Genomic DNA, 20,655 nt, shown 5'->3' on the forward strand with positions numbered 1-20,655 from the left:
TATATCTTTAGAGAACTTAATCCTTTATACAAAGAAGACGAAGAAAAGAAAGAAAAACAGGAAAGAGAGACTATGTTCCACCCTTGATTTTTGTCAAGGATGGACTTGAGATTTAGAATTGATCTAAAATTTAAGGAAGGTTAAAGTTAGTATAATTCTGGTTAGAAGGTGACTTCGTAACCTAATTGTGTACGATGTTCTATGCCTCTGTCCCCAGCAATGGCTGTTGGGTGGTATCCAACTCTGTCTACCGTTGAATGGAGGAAAAACTTTTCTTTCCTTGTATCATCCATACTGAGTCCAGAACCTGTGGGGTGGAAGTAATACGCATCAAAGATGTTCCAAGCATACGCAAGTAAGGTGGCAATCCCAATGTACTGCATTTCTTGGTAGTGTCTTTCTACAGATTCTCTTTGGCCCTTAAACGGTCCAAGTTGGCTTGCAACCACCGCCTCTCCAGGTGAAACAGCAGCGGTTTGTGGTGTGAAAGCAGCACGGATGAGTCCGTTTGTTGTATAAGGATTATCTAAATTATTATAATCTCTTTTTGCATTGAGATACATGCGGTGTTTGTCATACGTAAAAAAGAGTCCAATGGCAATGATGGAAGGGTAAACAATTGCTTGCACCTTTCTTCCTTGTTTCCACTGTCCCCATCCTGGGAGAACAGCAGATCGCCATGTTGCCCCTGCTCGTGTTAGATTTTTCTTTTCTGCTTCTGCAAGTCTTGCGTCTTCTTCTTGTTTTCGTTTTGCTTCTGCTTCTAGGATCGCATTGTTTTTAGCGTTTTCTTTTTCCAAACGAGCTGCTTCTTCCTGCTCTTTTTTGAGTCTTGCTGCTTCTTCTTTTTCTCGTTTGATACGTTCTTTTTCTTCTTCTGCTTTTCTGAGTTTATCTTCTTCTGCAGCTGTTAGTTGGTCTTTATAAACGACCTTTAAAATTTCAGTTTTATTGAGAACAACGGTGGTTCCATCTTCTTTTCTGATTTTAAGTTTGTATTGGTCTTGTTCTACAACTTTCCCTTTGATAGTTCCCCCTTTTTTGAGGAGAATGTTTTCTGCAGAAACGTTGGTTGAAAGGAGTACCAAAAGTGTTGCGATTTTTAAGATTTGTTTTACAATTAGTTTCAAGGGAGTCTCGAATGTTGGAATATTACTTAACAATTTTTATAGTGTTACTTGCTACGTTCCAATTAATCTCTCCTATGATTTTATCGATTTGGAAGTTAGGCAAGAATTTTTTTGTAAAAGAGAAGATGAATCAGAATCCACAATTGGAAACAAATTATCCCTGTTACGAGAAAGTTTGCTCCAAATGTGGTTCTTGAGTTAGATTGTTGAAAATTTAAGCTTCTACTTCAGTAGTCAAAAAATGGTGCACTTGGTCTGCACACTTTCTTCCTTCCGAAATCGCCCAAACAATCAGGGATTGTCCGCGTCTTACGTCTCCGCAAGCATAGACTTTTGGAACTGAAGTTGCAAAGGACCCAGCTTTTGTACCGAAATCTGCTTTTACATTCCCTCTGTTATCCAGTTCTAACCCTTCTTTTTGTAGATCAGCAAGCAAACCCTCTTTCACAGGGTTCACAAAACCCATGGCTAAAAAAACAAGGTCAGCAGGCCATTCGAATTCGGTTCCAGGTACTGGTACGAACTTTCCGTTTTCTTCTTTGACTTCCGATCCGTAAATGGCAGTGACTTCACCTTTTTCATTGGCTTTGAATCCCATTGTCGAAACTGCCCATTTGCGATTCACACCTTCTTCATGAGAAGTGGATGTTCGGTACATTTTTGGATACAAAGGCCAAGGAGTAGACTTGTCTCTTTCCTTTGGAGGTTCAGGGAATAATTCAATTTGTGTGACGGACTTTGCACCGTGCCTGTTGGATGTTCCAACACAGTCAGATCCTGTATCACCACCACCAATCACAATCACATGTTTGTCTTTTGCATTGATGATATCAATCGCATCACCTGCAACGTGTTTGTTGTTTTTAGTCAAAAACTCCATCGCAAAATGGATTCCTTTGTGATTTCTACCTTCTACAGGAAGGTCTCTTGGGACTTCTGATCCACAAGCAAGGACAACTGCATCAAATTCAGCTAATAATTGTTTTGCGGTAATATCAACCCCAACATTCACATTGGTTTTGAAAGTAACACCTTCCGCTTCCATTTGTTTCATTCGGCGGTCGATGTGTCTTTTTTCCATTTTAAAATCAGGAATTCCGTAACGGAGTAGGCCACCAATCCGATCATTTTTTTCGAAGATAGTGACTGTATGACCTGCACGAGCTAACTGTTGTCCTGCGGCAAGACCAGCTGGTCCCGATCCGACAACTGCTACTTTTTTGCCTGATTTAGAAACAGGAGTTTGTGGGATGACCCATCCTTCTTCCCAAGCACGGTCAATGATAGTTCGTTCAATTGACTTGATGGATACTGGTGGTTCAATGATCCCAAGGGTACAAGCCGACTCACATGGAGCAGGGCATAACCTTCCTGTAAACTCTGGGAAGTTATTCGTTTTCGAAAGATTTTCCCAAGCTTCCTTCCATCGACCTCGGTAAACAAAGTCATTAAATTCAGGGATGAGGTTGTCTACAGGGCAACCAGTGTCGCCATGGCAAAACGGAATCCCGCAGTCCATACAACGAGCTCCTTGGTCTTTGGCAACAGCCTCAGGAAAAGGTTTTTCAAACTCTTTATAGTTTTTAACTCTTTCCTTCGGATCAATCTTTTGAAGGTATTCTTTTTTAAATTCTAAAAATCCTGTTGGTTTACCCACGAGTTGTTACCCCCTCTGTTTTTTGTTTTTCCGATCCATTTTCAGAAGCCATTTTTTCTAAGGCTTTTTTGTAATCTCTCGGAATTACTTTGATCATTTGTTTGATTACTTCATCCCAATTGTTTAGAACTTCTTCTGCACGTTTGGACCCAGTGTATTTTTTATGGTCTTCTACCATTTTTTTAACTTCTGCTATCTCTGATGCATCAGTTAACGGATCTAAGTCGACCATTTCTTTGTTGATGAGTACTTCTTTGTTTTTCTTTGGATCCCAAAGGTAAGCAATTCCACCTGACATACCCGCAGCAAAGTTACGACCAATCTCACCTAAGATGATGACTCGTCCACCGGTCATGTATTCACAACCATGGTCACCAGTTCCTTCCACGATGACATGGGCTCCAGAGTTTCTCACACAGAAACGTTCACCGGCCATACCGTTTACATAGGCATACCCACTCGTGGCACCAATGAAACATGTGTTACCAATAACGATGTTTTCCTCCGCTTTGTAAGGAGCATTTTTAGGAGTTTGAAAGATGAGTTTTCCACCACAAAGTCCTTTTCCTACATAGTCATTTCCTTCACCCACCAGGCGAAGTGTCATCCCTTTGGTCACAAAGGCACCAAACGACTGTCCTGCGGTTCCAGTAAACTCAATGTCAATTGTATCTTCAGAAAGACCATCCACACCGTATTTTTTAGTGACTTCATGGCTGAGCATGGTTCCAACTGAACGGTTTAAGTTCACGATGGATGTTTGGATTTTGACAGGTTGTTTGTGGTCAATCGCTGCTAAAGACTTACGAATGAGCTCGTTGTCAATTTGTTCATCCAAGTGGTGGTTTTGTTCTTTGGCACGATAGAGTCCTGTAGGGAATACAGGGTTTGGTCTATGGAGCACTTTGCTAAAATCAAGTCCACGAGCTTTCCAATGGTGGTGAGGTCGTTTGAATTTGATTTTTTCCACTTGGCCAATCATTTCTTCGAAAGTTCTGAAACCAAGTTTTGCCATGATCTCACGTACTTCTTCCGCAACAAAGGTCATGAAGTTCACAACATACTCAGGTTTTCCTGTGAACTTACTTCTTAAAAATTCATCTTGGGTCGCAACACCAACGGGGCATGTATTGAGATGGCATTTACGCATCATGATACAACCCACAGAAACAAGAGCTGATGTGGAGAATCCAAACTCTTCCGCACCGAGGAGAGCTCCTACCACAACGTCCTTTCCAGTGAGGAGTTTACCGTCTACTGCTAGATACACGCGGTCGCGTAAGCCGTTTGCAACAAGTGTTTGGTGGGTTTCTGAAAGTCCAAGTTCCCAAGGTGTTCCTGCATGGTGGATGGAAGAAATCGGACTTGCTCCTGTTCCCCCTTCGTGACCTGCGATGAGGATATGGTCGGCATGTGCTTTTGCAACTCCTGCCGCTACTGTTCCTACACCTGATTCCGAAACTAGTTTTACGGAAATACGAGCTCTTGGGTTTGAATTTTTTAAATCGAAGATGAGCTGTTTTAAATCTTCAATTGAATAAATATCATGGTGAGGAGGAGGGGAGATGAGTGTTACACCAGGTGTGGAGTAACGTAACCATCCAATGTATTTGTCTACCTTGTGTCCTGGTAACTGTCCACCTTCTCCTGGTTTTGCGCCCTGTGCCATTTTGATTTGGATGTCATCAGCGTTTGTGAGGTATTCCATTGTCACACCAAACCTTGCAGATGCCACCTGTTTGATCGCCGAACGCATGCTATCTCCATTTGGGAGGGTTTTGAAACGAACTGGGTCTTCTCCACCTTCTCCCGTATTGGATTTTGCACCAATTCGGTTCATGGCAATGGCAAGAGTTGTATGTGCTTCCCAAGAAATGGAACCATGGCTCATCGCTCCTGTTTGGAAACGTTTGAGAATCGATTTTACTGATTCCACTTCTTCGATTGGAATAGCCTTTGATCCCTCAAAGTCCAACTGGAACAAACTTCTAAGTGTGATCGCTCTTTCGTTTTGGTTGTCGATGAGAGCAGAAAACTCTTTGAATGTTTTGTAATCGTTTTCTTGTGTTGCTTTTTGTAATTTATGAACTGTGATCGGAGTGTAAAGATGGCTATCTCCATTTTTACGGTAATAATGTACTCCACCTGGTTCTAAGTTGTTTGGGAAATAAGTTGGGTCATAAGCTGCTTTGTGGCGGCGTACGGTTTCTTCTTCCAACATCTCGAGAGAAAGTCCTTCAATTCTGGATTGTGTTCCCGCAAAATACGTGTTCACAAGTTCGGAATCAAGTCCTACAGCTTCAAAGATTTGTGCTCCGCAGTACGATTGTAATGTGGAGATCCCCATTTTAGAGAATACTTTGAAGAGTCCTTTCCCAATTGATTTGATGTATTTTTTCTTTGCATCTTTGTAGTTTGGTACTTCAGGTAAAAGTCCTTGGAGAGACAAATCCGCAATCGTTTCAAACGCTAAGTATGGGTTGATCGCATTTGCTCCATATCCGCATAACAATGCGAAGTGGGCAACTTCTCTTGGTTCCCCAGATTCCAAAACAATCCCTGCTTTTGTGCGAAGGCCTTCACGGATGAGGTAGTGGTGGAGTCCAGCAACTGCGAGTAGGGAAGGAATGGCGGCCTTTTTTTCTCCCACTGCATGGTCAGTAAGGATGATGAGGTTTACTCCTTGTTCCCTGATAGCTTTTGCTGCATCTGCACAAACTCTATCGAGTGAGTTACGCATATCATGTTTTTTGGAAGGATCAAAAAGGATATCAAAGGTTTTTGCTTTAAAATGCCCTTCACTGATTTGTTTGATCTTTTCAAAATCTTCATTTGTGAGGATAGGGTGTTCCAACTCAAGCCTATGAGCATGTTCTGGTTCTTCCGAAAGGAGGTTCCCTTCAGGACCAATGTAGGTTGTGAGTTCCATCACCAATTCTTCACGGATTGGGTCAATCGGTGGGTTTGTGACCTGTGCAAAGTTTTGTTTGAAATAACGATAGAGCGGTTGTGGTTTTTCACTGAGGACAGCAAGAGAGGAATCCACTCCCATGGAACCCACTGGTTCTTCCCCCGAAACTCCCATCGGTTTGATTAAGGTAAACACATCTTCGTGTGTGTATCCAAATGCTCTTTGCCTTTCTAAAATTGTTTCGTGTTGCGGTTGTTTTACGTTCTCAGGGTCAGGAAGAGATCCCAATCGAATCATATTGTCTTCTACCCATTTGCGATATGGTTTTTGGGTAGAGATTTGTTTTTTGATTTCTTCATCGTCAAGGATTTGTCCTTTTTCCATATCGATGAGGAGCATTCTACCTGGACGAAGTCTATCTTGGACAAGGACTTCTTCCGGTGGTAAGTTGAGAACACCTGCTTCGGAAGACATGATCACTTCATCATCTTTGGTCACGATATAACGAGCAGGTCTTAAACCATTTCGATCAAGAGTGGCACCAATGATCCTTCCATCCGTAAAGGCAATGGCAGCAGGACCATCCCATGGTTCCATAAACGTAGCGTGGTATTCGTAGAACGCACGTCTGTCGGCGTCCATCGCTTTGTTTTTTGACCAAGCTTCTGGGATCATCATCATCACTGAGTGTGGCAATGACCTTCCACCCATCACAAGTAGTTCAAGGACTGTATCAAAAGTTGCAGTATCTGATTGGCCTTCCATGACGATAGGAAGCATCCTTTTGAGTTCGTCACCGTATAACGGAGATTGCATGACCATTTGGCGAGCTGCCATCCAGTTCATGTTCCCACGTAACGTATTGATCTCACCATTGTGAGCAATTTGTCGGTAAGGGTGAGCCAAATCCCAAGTAGGGAAGGTGTTTGTGGAAAACCGAGTGTGTGTTAAACAGAACGCCGAAGTGAGGTCAGGTGACTTTAAGTCTTCGTAGAATTTTTTAACTTGGTCTCCCAGTAACATCCCTTTGTATACAATGGTCCTCGATGAAAAACTTGGTACATAGTATTGCGAACGATCGAGTTTGAGTTCCGCACGAATTCGTCTGTCAATGAGTCGTCTGATTAGGAATAATTTTCTTTCAAAATCATCGGATGTTTTGATTTTTTTGGATTTTTTCCCGATAAACACTTGTTTGAAGACTGGAATGGTTTTGGAAGCAACGACTCCCGCATATTCTTTGTTTACTGGAACATCTCGAAAACCAAGGAATTCTTCCCCTTCGTCGATGATGATTTTTTCAATTACGTTTTCAACAGCCGCTCTTACTTCCGCATTTTGAGGTAAGAATAAAAATCCAACTGCATAATCACCTTCTTTCGGAAGGGTGAATGGTAGGTTTTTGCGGAAAAAAGCATCAGGCAGGTTGATCATAATTCCTGCGCCGTCTCCCGTTTTCGGATCAGCACCTTCGGCACCTCGGTGTTCAAGGTTACACATGAGGCGGATCCCTTTGTCTACTATGTCACGGGAACGTTTGCCCTTATAATTTGCGATAAAACCAACACCACAGGAGTCTTTGTCCATGGCAGGATCATACATACCTTGGGCCTGTGGGCCGAGTGGCGGAAGGATGGGTGGTTGGTTGGATTTTGACATACGTACCCTACTCTAAAGCAATTACTGTACCTTGTTTTAGAATTTGGGTGTACTGTCCAATTAATTTGTTTTCAGCAAAATGATTTATTTTTAGGCAAAACCAAAGGCATAAAAATGCTTATTATTTGATCGATTAGCGTACTATATATTAAATCAGATTATATAAATAGCAATATTATATTGAGTCTAATCTTTGGCATAGTACAAGAAAGAAGCGAACTGCAACTTCCATAGGAAGATCGCTTAAATCCCAGCGCTGTGCTTGTGAAGAGGTGAACAGATCCTTCGTATGGTTCAATGTGGAAGTTAGTTCTGAATTCGGGTCGAGAAGGGATTTTGCTAGCGACCGTGTGGATTCGTAACTTTTTCGGGATTGGACCCATATGTATTTTGAGGGCAGTTCTAGGTGAACCATCAAATCTTCGGTTTGTTTCCATTCTTGTAATTTCTCTTTTCCCTTCTTTGTGATTCCATATAACGCATAACCATCCGACAAACGTTCGATTTGATAAGACATTCCCATTTTTTTTCCAATCCAAAAGTAAAACTGGATTCCGAAGGATAAATACCCCACAAGAAGGATCACAACTCCCATTTTTATATTGCTCATCTCTTTGTTCGTAAGATTGGCAAGTAAAATGAGAAGTCCCAAATGTCCAACGGCAAGTAAACAAAACGAAAAAAACCAATTCGCATTCGAAATGGAATGTTCCCATTGGATTGGGAAAAGCGAATTTGGACGGAGAAATTCTAAGTTAGGTGATGTATTCGAATCCAATGCCTTTGGTGGATCTAAGGGGATGGGTAGCCCAGAAAATGAGTCACCTAACTCATCTTCAATGGGGAGTGGCATAAATCGGAAGAATTTTTTTAGTTCCCGGTTTAAATCTAGGTAACGGCTAAACTCTTTTGATTTGTCCGTGTATTTTCTAACTGTAATGGTCGAAACCGGAATCAGTAAACCTAACCTATGTTTGAGATAAATAGTATCCGTGTATTTCCAACCATCTTTTTTGGATTCTGCATCAGAATGGATTTGGTATGAAACCCAATCGGAAAAAGGAATTTCCAAATCATTCATTCCTTGAGTATCTCCAAACCGAACCTGTTTCGATTCTCCGTCCACTTGTACATGGTAGGAAAACGAATTGGTTTCCTGATACGATTTCACGCAAACCAAACTGAGTGGGGTAAACGTGAGAAGGGAAAAGAGAATCCCTTTTTTACCGATCATGGGGTGTTTCCAAAAAAGGATTCCGAGTAAAGAGAGAATCCCCCAAACAATCGCTCCCAATAATAGTACGTAAGGATGTACATTTGCCCCTTGGATGAGAATTGAGTTTTGTAAAAATGTTGTTTCCACGTGCGAAAAAATCTCTTTGATTTTTTTGAATTTGTCAACTAACCTTATGCCAATGAAAATCAGATTTATATCCGTCTGGATCGTACTCGGATCTTTGTACCTCCTTCCTTATCATTCCAGATTACTCGCAAAAGAGATTCCTAAATTAGAATCGAGAGTTACTTTTGAAGAAGGAACAATCCCTAAAGATGTGGCTTTGGAGTGGGAAATAATCCTTGCCGAACACGAAAAACAAACTTCAAACCAAGTGGCGATCCTTGTCGTACATTCTCTCGAAGGTGAGATCTTAGAAGAGTATAGCTTAAAAGTGGCGGAAAACTGGAAACTTGGTAGGGAAGGTTTGGATAATGGAGTCCTAGTTTTACTTGCGACTGATGACAGAAAAGTACGGATTGAAGTTGGTTATGGTTTAGAAGGTGTTCTCACTGATGTATATTGCAAACGAATCATCTATGATACGATGATCCCTCATTTCAGAAAAGGAGATTACCCAACAGGGATACGATTGGGATTGGAACAGTTGTTACAAACCGCAACAGTTGGAGTCACTCCAGAAGAACCATCCTTATTTCAAAAATTCAAATCCTTTCGAGGTTTTGATTTCCAAGGAAATTGGTTTTTATACCCACTAGGTTGTTTGTTTATAGGTGTTTTGTTTTTATTCGCTTTTATTTCGGCCTTTCATTATGAAGCGGAAGGAATTGGTATGTTCTTTTTCATATTGGTATTCTTCCAATGGGTTCCAACTATGTTCTTTGGTTATTCTGCTTGGCTATTTTGTAATTTGGTTTATGGATTCGGTTTTGTTTTTGTACGACTCACAAGGGATAAAGTGAAATGGGTAAAACACATTGCATCGAAGGTAACAGACAATGTATTTTTTTCATCTGGTGGATTTTCTGGAAGTAGTGGGAGTGGGTCATCAGGAGGTTCGGGTGGTGGATTCAGTGGAGGAGGTGGAAGTTTTGGAGGTGGGGGATCAAGTGGAAGTTGGTAATGAAAGTAAGCTCGGCTTACCTGAATCTTGGAATCAATTTTTTTTTGCGATTACCGAACCGTACCAAAAGTTATCTGTCATTCGGACGACTAAAAATTTTTAACCTGATAAGCGCAATGTTTATCACCGACAACACCTCTTTCCTTTATTTGGATTTGAGTCCGAGCCAGTCTAAGATCCGTTCCACTGCTTCCTCTTTCGAAAGTTTGGATAAGTTCAATTTAAAGTGTGCTGCTTCTTGGTAAATAGGAAGACGTTTTTCTAAAATGGTACGATATGATGTTACTTTGGATAGGTCGGGTCTAGTCTGATCCCCTTTTACTTTTTCTACAAGTTCTTCAATGCCACGTTCTAAGTAGACAATCCGACCAATTTTACGTAATAGATCCAACTTTCTTTGGCTCACAATTTCATTGCCAACATCATCTAAATCAAATAAAATTCCACCACCACAATCTAAAATGATTCCATTTGCATTTTGCAGTTTTTGTAAAATAGAATATTCTAATTCGCGAAAAGCTTTCCAGCCGTTTTTTTCTACAAACTTAGGGATGGGTAACCCACCAGCTTCATAAACTGCTATGGAATCTGTTGAAACTGCTGGAATTTCTGTTTGTTTTGATAAAGTACGTGAAACCTTTGATTTCCCAGCGCCTCTTGCCCCTATGAAAATGATATTCATCTAAGAGTGAATCCTTAGTTTGTTTTAAACATTTAACAAATCGGCAAGACCTGCTTGTAAGTCAGGAATGTGAACAAAGTATGTTTCGATATCCGCATCGGTTACCCCAGTTTGGCTGAGTGCAAATGGTGAAATTGGAACGGATTCTCCACCAATGTCTATCCCGATACCCGATACGACTATGAGGATACTGGCAATGTGAACCACTGAAGTCAGTAGTGGATTTACTTTAGAATTTTCAGGAGAGAGGTAGTTTGCCACCACATCTGTAAGGTCAACAGGGAAGTTCCATCGTTTTAAAAGTGTTTCCGAAACTTCCATGTGTGTGTAACCGAAGTATTTTTTTTCTAATGTAGGGAATGGTTCCTGGTTGTCCTTGAGGTCTGTTTTGATTTGCATCATCACAGGACTAAAAAACTGAGCGAGAACAATTTTACCAACACTACACAGAAGACCTGAAGTAAAGGCTAAGTCTTTATCGATTTTTAACTTCTTATGTTGGACAATTTTACTGGAAAGTTCCGCAACAAGTAAGGACGCAGTCCATAATTGTGCTGCTTCCAATTGGTAACTGTTTAAGTCTTGCGCTAAGATTCCTTTTGCTGCAGTAAGCAGTACAATTTCTTTTACCGTCTTGATCCCTAATGTCATCAAAGCTTCTTGTACAGTTCGAATCGGTTTGGAAGCACGGTAATAAGCCGAATTGGAAAGTTTGATTACATTGGCTGTAATGGCTGGGTCTTTAGAAATTTCTTGTGCTAAGTCAGCAATATTGACATCGGGTTTTTGTAATTTTTCGAGTACTTTAGAAACAACCGATGAAATGGCCGGTAATTTATTTACGTCTTGTAATACTTCATCAACTTTTGATTTTAGCATATCGCCTAACGCACCTTATAAAGGTATTTTTCCATACCAGCTTTTTTTAGCAAAACGCGACCGTCATCGCAGTAGAGACTGATGGTTCTTCCCTCATTACCAGCTACATCTTCCACAATGATTGGGATTTTTTTCTCTTCCATGAACTTTTTGACGATGAGAATATTCTGTTCCCCAATATTTTGTAAGAATTGGGAATTGATTCCTTTGAACATGGAAGCACCACCAAAAATTCGGCACGAGTATTGCCCAATGTTTGATCCTTCCTTTTTCATCATTTCGATGAGAATTGGAAGTGCTGTTTCTCCGTATTTGTGAGGAAACTTACTCATGTCTTTTCCTGTTGGATCTTTTGCGAGCATGATGTGTGAAATGGCACCAATTTTTTGGTCGGGATCATACAAGACGATTCCAATGCAGGAACCCAATGTAGTCCGGAGTACATCCGTATCTTTTCCGACCTTAATGTCAGCAATTCCCACATTGATGATTTTGGATTTTATAGACATTCTACTTGTTTCTAGAGAGAGGAACCGTTATTTAGGTATAATAGATAGTCACTTCTCAGTATGCGTTCAATCAAAAAAACTACCCCACCAAGAAAATCTACCAAAAAAGGTTTCAAAACAAAAGAACCTTACCTGTTTAAAAACATTGACAAAACAGAAGTCCATATTTTAGGAACTGCCCACATATCCAAACAAAGTGTGGAAGAGGTTGAAAAACTCATCCAAAGTATCAAACCAGATGTCATTTGTGTAGAGTTATGTGAATCACGGATGAAGTCTGTGGAAGACCCAGATTATCTTAAAAAATTAGATATTTTTAAAGTCTTCAAAGAAAGAAAGATGTGGTTATTACTTTCGAGCCTCATCCTTTCCTCGTTTCAGAAAAAAATGGGAAACCAAGACATCAAACCAGGAGATGAAATGCGTAAAGCCATCACTCTTGGACGTTCTCTTAAAAAACCAGTCCTTCCTGTTGACCGAGAAATCCAAACCACTCTCAAACGTTCGTGGGGCAATGTTGGATTTTTTTCTAAGATGTATCTCTTTAGTGCCTTACTTGCGTCATTACTTGTCAGAGAAGATGTAAGTGACGAAAAAATTGAAGAGATGAAATCGGATGATATCCTAAAAGACTTGTTCTCACAAATTCCTAAAAAATATGAATCTATCAAAAATGTAATCATTGATGAAAGAGATGTATACTTAGCTGAAAAAATCCGCGTTTCTACCCTAGATAAAAAGGTAAAAAAAGTAGTAGCAGTTGTGGGAGCAGGCCACCTAGCTGGGATCGAAAGGAATATTGATTTACAAAACGACTTATCTGTGTTAGATGAAGTACCGAAACGAAAACTTTGGGATAGTCTGAGTCTTATCATTTACCCCGTGTTTTTTGCAGGTCTAATCGGTTATACCACTTGGAGCCAAGGTGGAGAAGCGGGTTTGGATTTGTTTTCTAAACTCATCTACATCAAAGGCGGACTTGCTGCTCTCGGAGCACTCATCGCATGGGCTCATCCCATTTCTATTTTACTTGCTTTTATTACGGCACCTATCGGAACCTTTGTTCCTATTTTTAAAGCAGGTTGGGTGAGTGCCTTATCCGAGTCCTATTTACGAAAACCACTTGTAGAAGATTTTGAAAGAATTGCAGAAGATTCAGAAAGTTTTCAAGGGTTTTGGAAAAATCGAGTTTTGCATATCTTTTTGGTTTTTTTCCTCCCCCAATTTGGATCCACAATTGGAACCTTTATTGTCGCAGGAAAAGGCTTGAAGAATTTATTTTAAACTGGTAATCTGATCAGAAGGCTTCTTCGTCTAAAGACAAGGAAACAACAATGAAACGGAAGGCAAGTTTAGGGTTCATTTTGCTGTTTTTACTCTATTTAGGGTGCAAATCATCCCTATTTGGGGTTTGTTTATCCCCTGAATCCATCGTTCAAAAATCATCTCTCCCTCCTTGCCACCAAACACAAACAGGTGAAACTAGCAAAAAAGACAATTGTGATTGTCCCATTGTATTCGAATCACTCCAATTTTCTCCTGATTCGGATCTTTCTCTTGGTAAACCCATTGTCACATTTGTTGATTGGTCAAATTTCCGTGGGTCTTTTATTTCCTTATTAAAACCAAATCCAACGGAGAGTTGGATTGCTGGATCACAACACAAACTCCCTCCTCATACTCCTACACGCACTATCCACCTTCTGATTTGAGATAGGCACACCTTGATGGGGTGAACCAATTTCGAATGTTTAAAAATCAATTTAGAAGGATAAGAATATGAATCGCAAAGAATTATTACAAAAAGCTGGAATGGCAGTGGCTGTTTCTGGAATTTTATCAACACTTTCCGCAGAAGACCATGACCATTCAGGTGCTATGCCCACAGCTGGAAAATCCAAATATGCAAAAGCAATGATGGCGGCAATCCATTGCCAACTATCAGCGGAAGTATGCCTCAGCCATTGTATCACCGAACTTGGAAAAGGTGATAAAGCGATGGCAGCATGTGCGACTTCTACTCGTGAAGTGATTAGCCTTTGTGACTCGTTTGTGAAACTTGCAAGCCAAAACTCATCATTTACGAAGAAACTAGCAAATTTATGTGTGGAAGTCTGTGAAGCGTGTGCAAAAGAATGTGACAAACATGCCAATCACCATGCAGTTTGCAAAGAATGTAGAGACAGTTGTCTTGCTTGTGCAAAAGAATTAAAAAAAGTCTAAGTTTAGATTAGAACTTTAATTTTAGAGGCTGTCCATCGTTTGGTGGACAGCTTTTTTTATGGATTACCGTTTGGATTTCTTCTTCGGTTTTGCCTTTGGTTTTGGAGTCTGTTTCACTTTCTGATTTGGTTTTGCTTTTTTTGGTGTCGGTTTCGACAACTCTTTGTTAGAAGAGGATTTCTTTTTCGCTAAGGATTCTTTATTCTTTTTGTAAACAGCAGGTTCGTATTTAGAAAAATCAACTTCGATTTTTTTAGGGACTGCAAAGTCAGGATTTGCTTTTGGACTTGGGGTGATATTGATATTATCTTTTGGTGTTCCTAAAAATTCACGTAAGGTTCTGATGTTTTCATTCCTGCGTACAAGATTGTAATTCCCTGGAATATCAAACCATAAATCACGACCTTGTCCAAACTCAGTACTTTCTTGAGGGGGAAAACTAAAATCTTCAATGGCAGAGAGTGGTTGGAAAAGTGGAAAAAATAATGCGTTTTTATAATTCGTTTTTACCCAATCCGATTCAAAACCCCAATACGAAAATCTAGTATTGGTAAAACGATCAGATCCATGAAAAGGAGTTCCAAGAGTGATCAACCTTTTTACTTTTCGTCTTGCTTCATCAGGTAAAATTAAAACCAATAATCCACCAGTATTATGAGCGATCAAAGTGACTTCGTTAGGTGCTGTTAAAATTTGTTTCGCTAAGTATTGGATTGCTTCTTCTAATGAAGAGGGGTTTCGTAAAGTAGACAAAATCCCAACTTTGAAACCTAAATTGTCTAAATTTGACTTTAGTCTTGCATAAAAAAAACGACCAGCTCTAAACCCAGGCACAATGAGAATATTTTTATCTTGATTGTTATCAATCGACAAATGACTAGGCAGGTAAAATGACACAAGAGCCCAAAATCGTTCCAGATATTCCATGAATCGAAACATGAATTTGATGATTCAATCAGACACAATTCTTGTCTAGGAAAATCAATTCCAGGGGAAGAATTCCTGAATTGACCTCTAACCGACTCCACATAGCATTGCCTTTTAGTAAGCTATGTTACATTTGGTGCGCTTTTTTTTGTTCCTTTTGGTTTTGCCCTCCTATCTCTCGGCAAATCCTGGGACCTATGAGGATGCAGCCAAATTACTCCCAGAAATTTGGGAGACAAAATACCCACTTCCTTATGGAAAACTCACAAGGAAGGACCCTCTGAATCAGGGGATCCGCCAGATTTCACGTAAAAAAGGAAAGTATTGGGTGTACAATTTCGAAGTATTTATGCCAAAGTATGAAAGGAAAGAAACGACACCGGTTCCAAAACAGGAAGGTCGTAATATTCATGTCTTTTTTTTCTGGAATCCGGGAATCATTGATGAACCCCACCGGATTGAATTAGGGGAACCACACGAAGGGAAATGAAATGGAGAAAGAAACCGTAGACCAACTGATCCGCGAGACCATGAAACAGGCAGGTCTTTCAGATGCGTTCATTGTTGACTTTATTAGCAAAGTAGACGCGGTCCGTAATGGCGAAACTGGGATCGTACGTTGGGAAGAGGTAGGAGATTTAGACCCCAAATCTGATGAAATTTCCCTTGAGTCAATCCATGACTCCTATCCTCTCGATACCACTCTTCTTTCGAAACTTGTTGTCATCAAGTTGAATGGGGGTCTTGGGACAAGTATGGGACTCGACAAAGCGAAGTCTCTTATCCCGATTAAAGGAAATTTGTCTTTTTTATCTGTGATGGCAAAACAAATCGAATACCTTCGAAGCAAATATGGTATCGATGTTCCTTTACTTTTTATGGATTCCTATAATACCCAAGAAGATTCTCAAAAAGAATTAATTCAAAGTGGATTCAAACAATCGTTACGTTCCAGTTTTTTACAACATAAGGTTCCAAGATTAGATGCAAAGACCTTTGTTCCTATCAAAACCAATGTAGAAAAGGAAAATTGGTGCCCACCTGGGCATGGAGATATTTATTTTACCATGATGGAAGAGGGGATTTTAGATGAACTTCTTTCCAAAGGATTTGAAATTGCCTTCCTTTCCAATGGAGATAATTTGGGCGCAACAGTTGACCCTCAAATCGTATCCTACTTACTCAAAGAAGATATCCATTTTGCAATGGAAATGACACCAAAAACATTAGCTGATAAAAAAGGCGGAGCCATTTATCGTAAGTTAGTTGGCGGCAAAATGATTCAATACGAATTATTGGAGACTGCTCAAGTTCCAAAAGAACACGAACACGAATTTAGTGGGCTTGGAAAATTCAGAACTTTTTCTACCAATAATCTTTGGATCAATTTACGTGCACTCAAAGAAAGATTTCAAAAAGGAAACTTTTCATTATCTCTCATTGTGAATCCAAAACAAGTGTCTGGAAAGGATGTCATCCAACTGGAAACAGCAATGGGAAGTGCTGTTGGTAATTTTTCAAAGTTTAAAGGGATCATCATTCCAAGAGATCGATTTGCACCTGTCAAAAAAACAGAAGACTATTTGATTCGTCGTTCGGATGCCTATGTGTTAAACGAAGATTATTCGTTAACAATGACAAAAGAAAGAAAGGAAAAAGGACTTGGGGAAGTTCTTGTTTCTTTGGATGAAAAATTCTATAAAAAAATCCAACAATTTGATGCCTTATTTGTCGCCTTACCATCTTTAGTTGAATGTGAAGAGTTGGTTGTGGAAGGTGAAATTTTGTTTGATGTTCCAGTAAAAATAAAAGGAAAAGTAAAATTCCAAAACGTTTCTGGTTCTCTTCAAAAAATATCATCTTTATCAAAAACTGAATTTGAAAATCAAATCATTTCATTATGAAAGGATTGATTGGTTCTCTCATTTTCGTATTTTTATTCAGTTGTGGTTCACCATTTTCGTTTCGTTCCGCATGTTATGAGCGGAATAAATGTTCCACAATTGAAGGTGAATGTTTTTTACGTAACGATGCAATTTATCGAGTATCAACTGGGGCGTCTACTTATAGTAACGCCGATTTTGCGGCCATCGTTAGCAGTTGCCTCGGATTAGAAAAAGTTTGCCGAAAAAACTGCGAAAGTGGGACTATTTTTTGATTTCTGTTTTGAATCTTTCTTTGATTTGTAACATTGCGCGGAGGATGTAATCTTCATTCATAGAAATTCGCCAGTTCATAAGAGATCCTTCGTAGAGATTGATCAGATCCCTTGCTAATTCTAATTCTTTTGTATTTTTTTGTAGCCATCCTTTTGATTTCCATTTCTGAATGGCTGACGTTAAAATTGACTCCCAACGAATGACAATCCTCTTGAATTCATCACTAAATGGTTTTTCGCCTACAGGGAATTGGCTAGAAAAAATGGCAATGGGGCAACCTTGGTAATAGGAATCATTCGTTCTGACTTGGTCTAACATTGCTTTTGACATTTCCGATATAAAGTCATTGGGTGTAGAGGAATTACGAAGGATTTTGCGAAACCATACAAGCACATCAACACCATAGGCTCTAATGACTTGAACACCTAAAGTTTGTTTGGAGGGGAAATGATCATAAAAACTTGCTTTGGCTGTCGCAGATTCTCGGATGATTTGGTTGATACCCGTGTGGTGATACCCTTGCCTGTAAAATCTGTTTTTGGCAATTTCGAGAATCCTAATTTTAGGCGAACGTTTCATTCGTCTCCACTAGAGTTCAAATTGCAATTTTGGGAATCATAAATTAGACAGAATTGTCTGTTTTTTTGTTGGCAGACAGATCGTTCTGTCTAAATTTGGAAACACTGAGGAAAGAAAAGATCATGATAGTGACTCATACAACTGAAATTCCCGTATTATGGAGCCATTTGGATGCCAATGGGCATGTCAATAATGGAGTGTACCAAGCCTACTTGGATGAAGCAAGGATGCAGGCTTTAGAGAAGATTGGGTTTTCAATTCGAGAGATGAGAGAGAATCTTGTCGGTCCTGTGGTCTTAAAAGCCGAGTTAAATTACCACAAGCCATTGAATCATCCCGATTCGGTTCGAATTGAAACTGGATTTCGGGATATGACTGTTGTGAGGGGAACTGTCTTACAAAATATGTATCGAGTTTCCGATGGTGTTCTAGTCTGCGAAGCTATCTTTTCCGCATTATTTTTTGATTTTGCCAAAAAAAGACCTTGGAAAATTCCAAAACATTTTTTTGACCAACTAACAACTGCCTAACGAAAACTTTTTTCAAAAATATATGAAGGTCTATCGTTTATTCGCGAATGAATGATAGTTGGCTTTTTTCTGGGACTAAACCTTTATCTTCAAATTCACCTGATAAGGATTCATAATTTGGAGAAAGTTTAATTTTCCATTTTCCTTTTTCTTCAATTAGATCGGAATCTACAATATTTTTGCCACGAAAGATTGGATTTTCATTCCATTTCATAACAATGTTTCCTTCCGCATCTTCGGCTTCGATGGTCAATCGAACTGGTTTCACTTTGTTTTTGCCATCCCAATACATTGCAGTCCAAGGCCCGATAAACTTCTGTATGGCGGATTCACCAAATGTTTTTACTTTTTTAATATCGGGAACAGTTTCCGATAAAACAGCGGTGACTGGTGAAGAATACAAACTTTCCCCAACTCCTTTTTGAACAGATTGAATTACAAAAAAGTAAAATTCGTTTTTGGAAAGATTCTGTAATTTAAAATTAGATTCTGAAGTTTCTTTAACCAAACTCCAATCTTCTTCATTCTTTTTTCTCATGAGAATTTTATAAGAAGTGACCTTTGGAATCAAATTCCAACTAAACCAGAGTTCTCCCGATTTTCGATTTTCTGTAATGGTTAGTTCCGGAGCCTTTACAATTAAAGACCTTCCTGCAATGAGTGATGCATATCCGATATCTGGTTCAGATGGGAAACTATACAAATCCCCTTCGAATTCTGCTGTGACTGCATAAAAAGATTCTTTTCCAGAAGTTTCCTCGTCTTTGTAAAGTAGGTCTGTGGTTTTTGCAATGCGTTTCCAGGAACCATTTGTTTTTCGAAAGATATGGTATGCAGTTGCACTTGGAGAACCTTCCCATTGTAAGACGGTCACTCCAGGATACAAACCTTTGGAAGCGGTGAAATGTTCAGGTCTTGGTTTTAAAACTTCAGAAGGATCTAAATGCGCTGATACGTAATAACTAGATTCTCCTTCTAGTTGGTTTCTTTCTGGAACAACTTGGTAAATTTCGTTATCACCATTACGACTAGCTTTTAAATCTGTGTAAGAATTTTTTTCAGTTTTTCCTAAAAAGCGGAAAATCCGTGCCATTGCATTCCATTTGTAAACAACATATGTAGTTGGGATGGATTGGTTTTCCCATTCTAACAAGATACGGTCATTTGTTGGTGCAACAGATGCTCTTAAATTAGTAACAGGTAAAATTCCTGCAGGTTTTGTCGGCTCTGACGCATATCCATCGTTTGAGTCAATGGAAGGTTTGGATAAATAATTTTCATCTAAGCTTGCTACTTTGTAATGATAGGCAGTATTCTTTTGAACACCAAAATCATCAAAGTAGGGTTGTTTGGAAAGTCCAACAAGTTGGTATTTTGTATCAATTTTACGTTTTCTGTACACTTCGTACCCAATGGCTCGTTTTTCACTCGACCATGAGATTCGAATCCGATCAGAATAATCACCTCTAGATGCATACACTTCTTTTGGTGGGAATAAATTATGTTCACCAAATTCCAATGACTCTAATTCATTCATCAATTTGGATTCTGTGAGTAGTTGGTTCCCCTCTGAGGGATTCGCAACATAAATCGATTTGGTGTGTTTGGGGAAACTTTCATAAGAAATCCAAAGATACCCTTGGTCCCCCCAATTTGTTCCCCAAGTATTCCAAACTTTAAACGCTTTCTTTTTGTCATTATAACCCAAAATCACAAGGGATTGGGCTCCTATAACTTCTCCACTTCCTTGTTGGAAAACGGCATCTGGTTTTGGATTTAGAAAATTTTCATAGACTAAATAACCAATCAAAACTGGTTTTTTTTCAGCTAATGCAAGTTTTATGGAGGAAAGATCGTGAGGTTCAATTTTATAAATTCGACCAAGCCTCGCTTTTCGGCCTATTTCCACAATGTTTGCTTTTGGTCGAACCCTTAGATTATTACTGGATTCATTCATTAGCTCAATGGGGACAGAACCTCTACTCGTTGCAAGAACCAAGGCATCGAGTAAGGAAACTGCTTGGTCTTTCCCACTGTTCAATTGGTTATAAATGAAATTTGCTGAATAAAGAAGTTTTTGACCATTGGCAGAATTTGGACCAATCGCAGATAAATTACGAATCCCTTTTTTCTGAGCTTCTAAATACGAAATTAGACCATAACCGACTGTAAAACCTACGTTATCTTTTCCTGTACCTTGGTCCATCGGAACCGGAAAGTCGACACTTAGGTCGATATTGGAAGGTAAATCTGAATGGGAAACCTGAGAACTGTAAGGTGGAATACTTTGGTATAAGGCAAATGGGTCTGGAGTCAGTCCTGGTTTTTTAAGAGAAGATTTAGTTTCTGTTTTACCAGTAATCGGTTTTGTTTGGAAACTAACAACGATTAGTCCAATGATAAATAATATAGTACCAATTGCAATTTTTTGTTTTGTATTCCGAAACATC

Annotated in this window: 18 protein-coding genes; 8 read left to right on the forward strand and 10 right to left on the reverse strand. The window is 39.5% G+C overall.

Going from position 1 to position 20,655, the window contains the following annotated elements:
* Positions 1-161: 161 nt before the first annotated feature.
* The 4 genes from CH354_RS14250 to CH354_RS14270 form a co-directional block, all read right to left on the reverse strand.
* Positions 162-1,130, reverse strand: a complete 969-nt coding sequence (locus CH354_RS14250) for an LA_0442/LA_0875 N-terminal domain-containing protein (protein WP_100727975.1) — start codon at positions 1,128-1,130, stop codon at positions 162-164.
* A gap of 214 nt (positions 1,131-1,344) precedes the next feature.
* Complete coding sequence (locus CH354_RS14260) at positions 1,345-2,787, reverse strand: glutamate synthase subunit beta (RefSeq protein WP_100727977.1); 1,443 nt, start codon at positions 2,785-2,787, stop codon at positions 1,345-1,347.
* Positions 2,780-7,357, reverse strand: a complete 4,578-nt coding sequence (gene gltB / locus CH354_RS14265; protein WP_100728365.1) for a glutamate synthase large subunit — start codon at positions 7,355-7,357, stop codon at positions 2,780-2,782. Before gltB ends, CH354_RS14260 begins: the two co-directional genes overlap by 8 nt.
* Before the next feature lie 175 nt (positions 7,358-7,532).
* Complete coding sequence (locus tag CH354_RS14270) at positions 7,533-8,720, reverse strand: hypothetical protein (RefSeq protein ID WP_100727979.1); 1,188 nt, start codon at positions 8,718-8,720, stop codon at positions 7,533-7,535.
* Between the two features lie 46 nt (positions 8,721-8,766).
* Here CH354_RS14270 and CH354_RS14275 point away from each other — a divergent pair, with 46 nt between their 5' ends.
* Positions 8,767-9,717, forward strand: a complete 951-nt coding sequence (locus tag CH354_RS14275) for a TPM domain-containing protein (protein ID WP_100727999.1) — start codon at positions 8,767-8,769, stop codon at positions 9,715-9,717.
* Positions 9,718-9,862: 145 nt separating this feature from the next.
* Here the strand turns inward: CH354_RS14275 and CH354_RS14280 are convergent, their stop codons facing one another.
* From CH354_RS14280 to CH354_RS14290, 3 genes are read right to left on the reverse strand one after another with little or no spacing between them, the layout of a single operon-like run.
* Positions 9,863-10,399, reverse strand: coding sequence for a shikimate kinase (locus tag CH354_RS14280; protein ID WP_100715956.1), 537 nt, complete (start codon positions 10,397-10,399; stop codon positions 9,863-9,865).
* Positions 10,400-10,423: 24 nt separating this feature from the next.
* Positions 10,424-11,278, reverse strand: a complete 855-nt coding sequence (locus tag CH354_RS14285) for an HDOD domain-containing protein (RefSeq protein ID WP_100715955.1) — start codon at positions 11,276-11,278, stop codon at positions 10,424-10,426.
* Positions 11,279-11,283: 5 nt separating this feature from the next.
* Positions 11,284-11,787 carry a chemotaxis protein CheD gene (locus tag CH354_RS14290; RefSeq protein WP_100715954.1) on the reverse strand — a complete coding sequence of 168 codons (504 nt, stop codon included), beginning with the start codon at positions 11,785-11,787 and terminating at the stop codon, positions 11,284-11,286.
* Positions 11,788-11,847: 60 nt separating this feature from the next.
* On the opposite strand from CH354_RS14290, the gene CH354_RS14295 reads away from it, so the two are divergent.
* The 3 genes from CH354_RS14295 (at position 11,848) to CH354_RS14305 (ending at position 14,010) form a co-directional block, all read left to right on the forward strand.
* Complete coding sequence (locus CH354_RS14295; protein ID WP_100727980.1) at positions 11,848-13,071, forward strand: TraB/GumN family protein; 1,224 nt, start codon at positions 11,848-11,850, stop codon at positions 13,069-13,071.
* 50 nt (positions 13,072-13,121) lie between these two features.
* Positions 13,122-13,499 (forward strand): hypothetical protein, encoded by a 378-nt coding sequence (locus CH354_RS14300; RefSeq protein ID WP_100727981.1) that lies wholly within the window; start codon positions 13,122-13,124, stop codon positions 13,497-13,499.
* 67 nt (positions 13,500-13,566) lie between these two features.
* Positions 13,567-14,010, forward strand: coding sequence for a four-helix bundle copper-binding protein (locus tag CH354_RS14305; protein WP_100727982.1), 444 nt, complete (start codon positions 13,567-13,569; stop codon positions 14,008-14,010).
* Between the two features lie 63 nt (positions 14,011-14,073).
* On the opposite strand, the gene CH354_RS14310 is transcribed toward CH354_RS14305, so the two are convergent.
* Positions 14,074-14,949, reverse strand: coding sequence for an esterase/lipase family protein (locus CH354_RS14310; RefSeq protein ID WP_100727983.1), 876 nt, complete (start codon positions 14,947-14,949; stop codon positions 14,074-14,076).
* Between the two features lie 112 nt (positions 14,950-15,061).
* Between CH354_RS14310 and CH354_RS14315 the strand changes: the two genes are divergently transcribed.
* The 3 genes from CH354_RS14315 to CH354_RS18550 are packed head-to-tail and all read left to right on the forward strand — an operon-like array spanning position 15,062 to position 17,095.
* Positions 15,062-15,427, forward strand: coding sequence for a hypothetical protein (locus tag CH354_RS14315; protein WP_100727984.1), 366 nt, complete (start codon positions 15,062-15,064; stop codon positions 15,425-15,427).
* A 1-nt stretch (position 15,428) separates the two neighbouring features.
* The gene (locus tag CH354_RS14320) at positions 15,429-16,841 is read left to right on the forward strand and encodes a UTP--glucose-1-phosphate uridylyltransferase (protein WP_100727985.1); all 1,413 of its coding nucleotides are present in this window, start codon (positions 15,429-15,431) and stop codon (positions 16,839-16,841) included.
* The gene (locus CH354_RS18550; RefSeq protein WP_100727986.1) at positions 16,838-17,095 is read left to right on the forward strand and encodes an LA_0364 family Cys-rich lipoprotein; all 258 of its coding nucleotides are present in this window, start codon (positions 16,838-16,840) and stop codon (positions 17,093-17,095) included. The genes CH354_RS14320 and CH354_RS18550 overlap by 4 nt, the downstream gene beginning before the upstream one ends.
* Here CH354_RS18550 and CH354_RS14330 read toward each other — a convergent pair.
* Positions 17,085-17,675 carry a TetR/AcrR family transcriptional regulator gene (locus tag CH354_RS14330; protein ID WP_100727987.1) on the reverse strand — a complete coding sequence of 197 codons (591 nt, stop codon included), beginning with the start codon at positions 17,673-17,675 and terminating at the stop codon, positions 17,085-17,087. The two genes, CH354_RS18550 and CH354_RS14330, sit on opposite strands and share 11 nt — an antisense overlap.
* A gap of 122 nt (positions 17,676-17,797) precedes the next feature.
* On the opposite strand from CH354_RS14330, the gene CH354_RS14335 reads away from it, so the two are divergent.
* Positions 17,798-18,205, forward strand: coding sequence for an acyl-CoA thioesterase (locus CH354_RS14335; protein WP_100728000.1), 408 nt, complete (start codon positions 17,798-17,800; stop codon positions 18,203-18,205).
* 37 nt (positions 18,206-18,242) lie between these two features.
* Here the strand turns inward: CH354_RS14335 and CH354_RS14340 are convergent, their stop codons facing one another.
* Positions 18,243-20,654, reverse strand: a complete 2,412-nt coding sequence (locus CH354_RS14340; RefSeq protein ID WP_100727988.1) for a fibronectin type III domain-containing protein — start codon at positions 20,652-20,654, stop codon at positions 18,243-18,245.
* Position 20,655: the final 1 nt, after the last annotated feature.

The organism is Leptospira levettii, from assembly GCF_002812085.1.
In the GTDB taxonomy this organism is placed as follows: domain Bacteria; phylum Spirochaetota; class Leptospiria; order Leptospirales; family Leptospiraceae; genus Leptospira_A; species Leptospira_A levettii.

Excerpts from the sequence above, each read along its gene's own strand:
- CH354_RS18550 (WP_100727986.1), top strand. The coding sequence starts at position 16,838 with ATGAAAGGATTGATTGGTTCTCTCATTTTCGTATTTTTATTCAGTTGT.
- CH354_RS14280 (WP_100715956.1), bottom strand. The coding sequence starts at position 10,399 with ATGAATATCATTTTCATAGGGGCAAGAGGCGCTGGGAAATCAAAGGTT.
- CH354_RS14300 (WP_100727981.1), top strand. The coding sequence starts at position 13,122 with ATGAAACGGAAGGCAAGTTTAGGGTTCATTTTGCTGTTTTTACTCTAT.
- CH354_RS14330 (WP_100727987.1), bottom strand. The coding sequence starts at position 17,675 with ATGAAACGTTCGCCTAAAATTAGGATTCTCGAAATTGCCAAAAACAGA.
- CH354_RS14305 (WP_100727982.1), top strand. The coding sequence starts at position 13,567 with ATGAATCGCAAAGAATTATTACAAAAAGCTGGAATGGCAGTGGCTGTT.
- CH354_RS14310 (WP_100727983.1), bottom strand. The coding sequence starts at position 14,949 with ATGTTTCGATTCATGGAATATCTGGAACGATTTTGGGCTCTTGTGTCA.
- CH354_RS14290 (WP_100715954.1), bottom strand. The coding sequence starts at position 11,787 with ATGTCTATAAAATCCAAAATCATCAATGTGGGAATTGCTGACATTAAG.
- CH354_RS14340 (WP_100727988.1), bottom strand. The coding sequence starts at position 20,654 with ATGTTTCGGAATACAAAACAAAAAATTGCAATTGGTACTATATTATTT.
- gltB (WP_100728365.1), bottom strand. The coding sequence starts at position 7,357 with ATGTCAAAATCCAACCAACCACCCATCCTTCCGCCACTCGGCCCACAG.
- CH354_RS14275 (WP_100727999.1), top strand. The coding sequence starts at position 8,767 with ATGCCAATGAAAATCAGATTTATATCCGTCTGGATCGTACTCGGATCT.
- CH354_RS14320 (WP_100727985.1), top strand. The coding sequence starts at position 15,429 with ATGGAGAAAGAAACCGTAGACCAACTGATCCGCGAGACCATGAAACAG.
- CH354_RS14295 (WP_100727980.1), top strand. The coding sequence starts at position 11,848 with ATGCGTTCAATCAAAAAAACTACCCCACCAAGAAAATCTACCAAAAAA.
- CH354_RS14335 (WP_100728000.1), top strand. The coding sequence starts at position 17,798 with ATGATAGTGACTCATACAACTGAAATTCCCGTATTATGGAGCCATTTG.
- CH354_RS14315 (WP_100727984.1), top strand. The coding sequence starts at position 15,062 with ATGTTACATTTGGTGCGCTTTTTTTTGTTCCTTTTGGTTTTGCCCTCC.
- CH354_RS14285 (WP_100715955.1), bottom strand. The coding sequence starts at position 11,278 with ATGCTAAAATCAAAAGTTGATGAAGTATTACAAGACGTAAATAAATTA.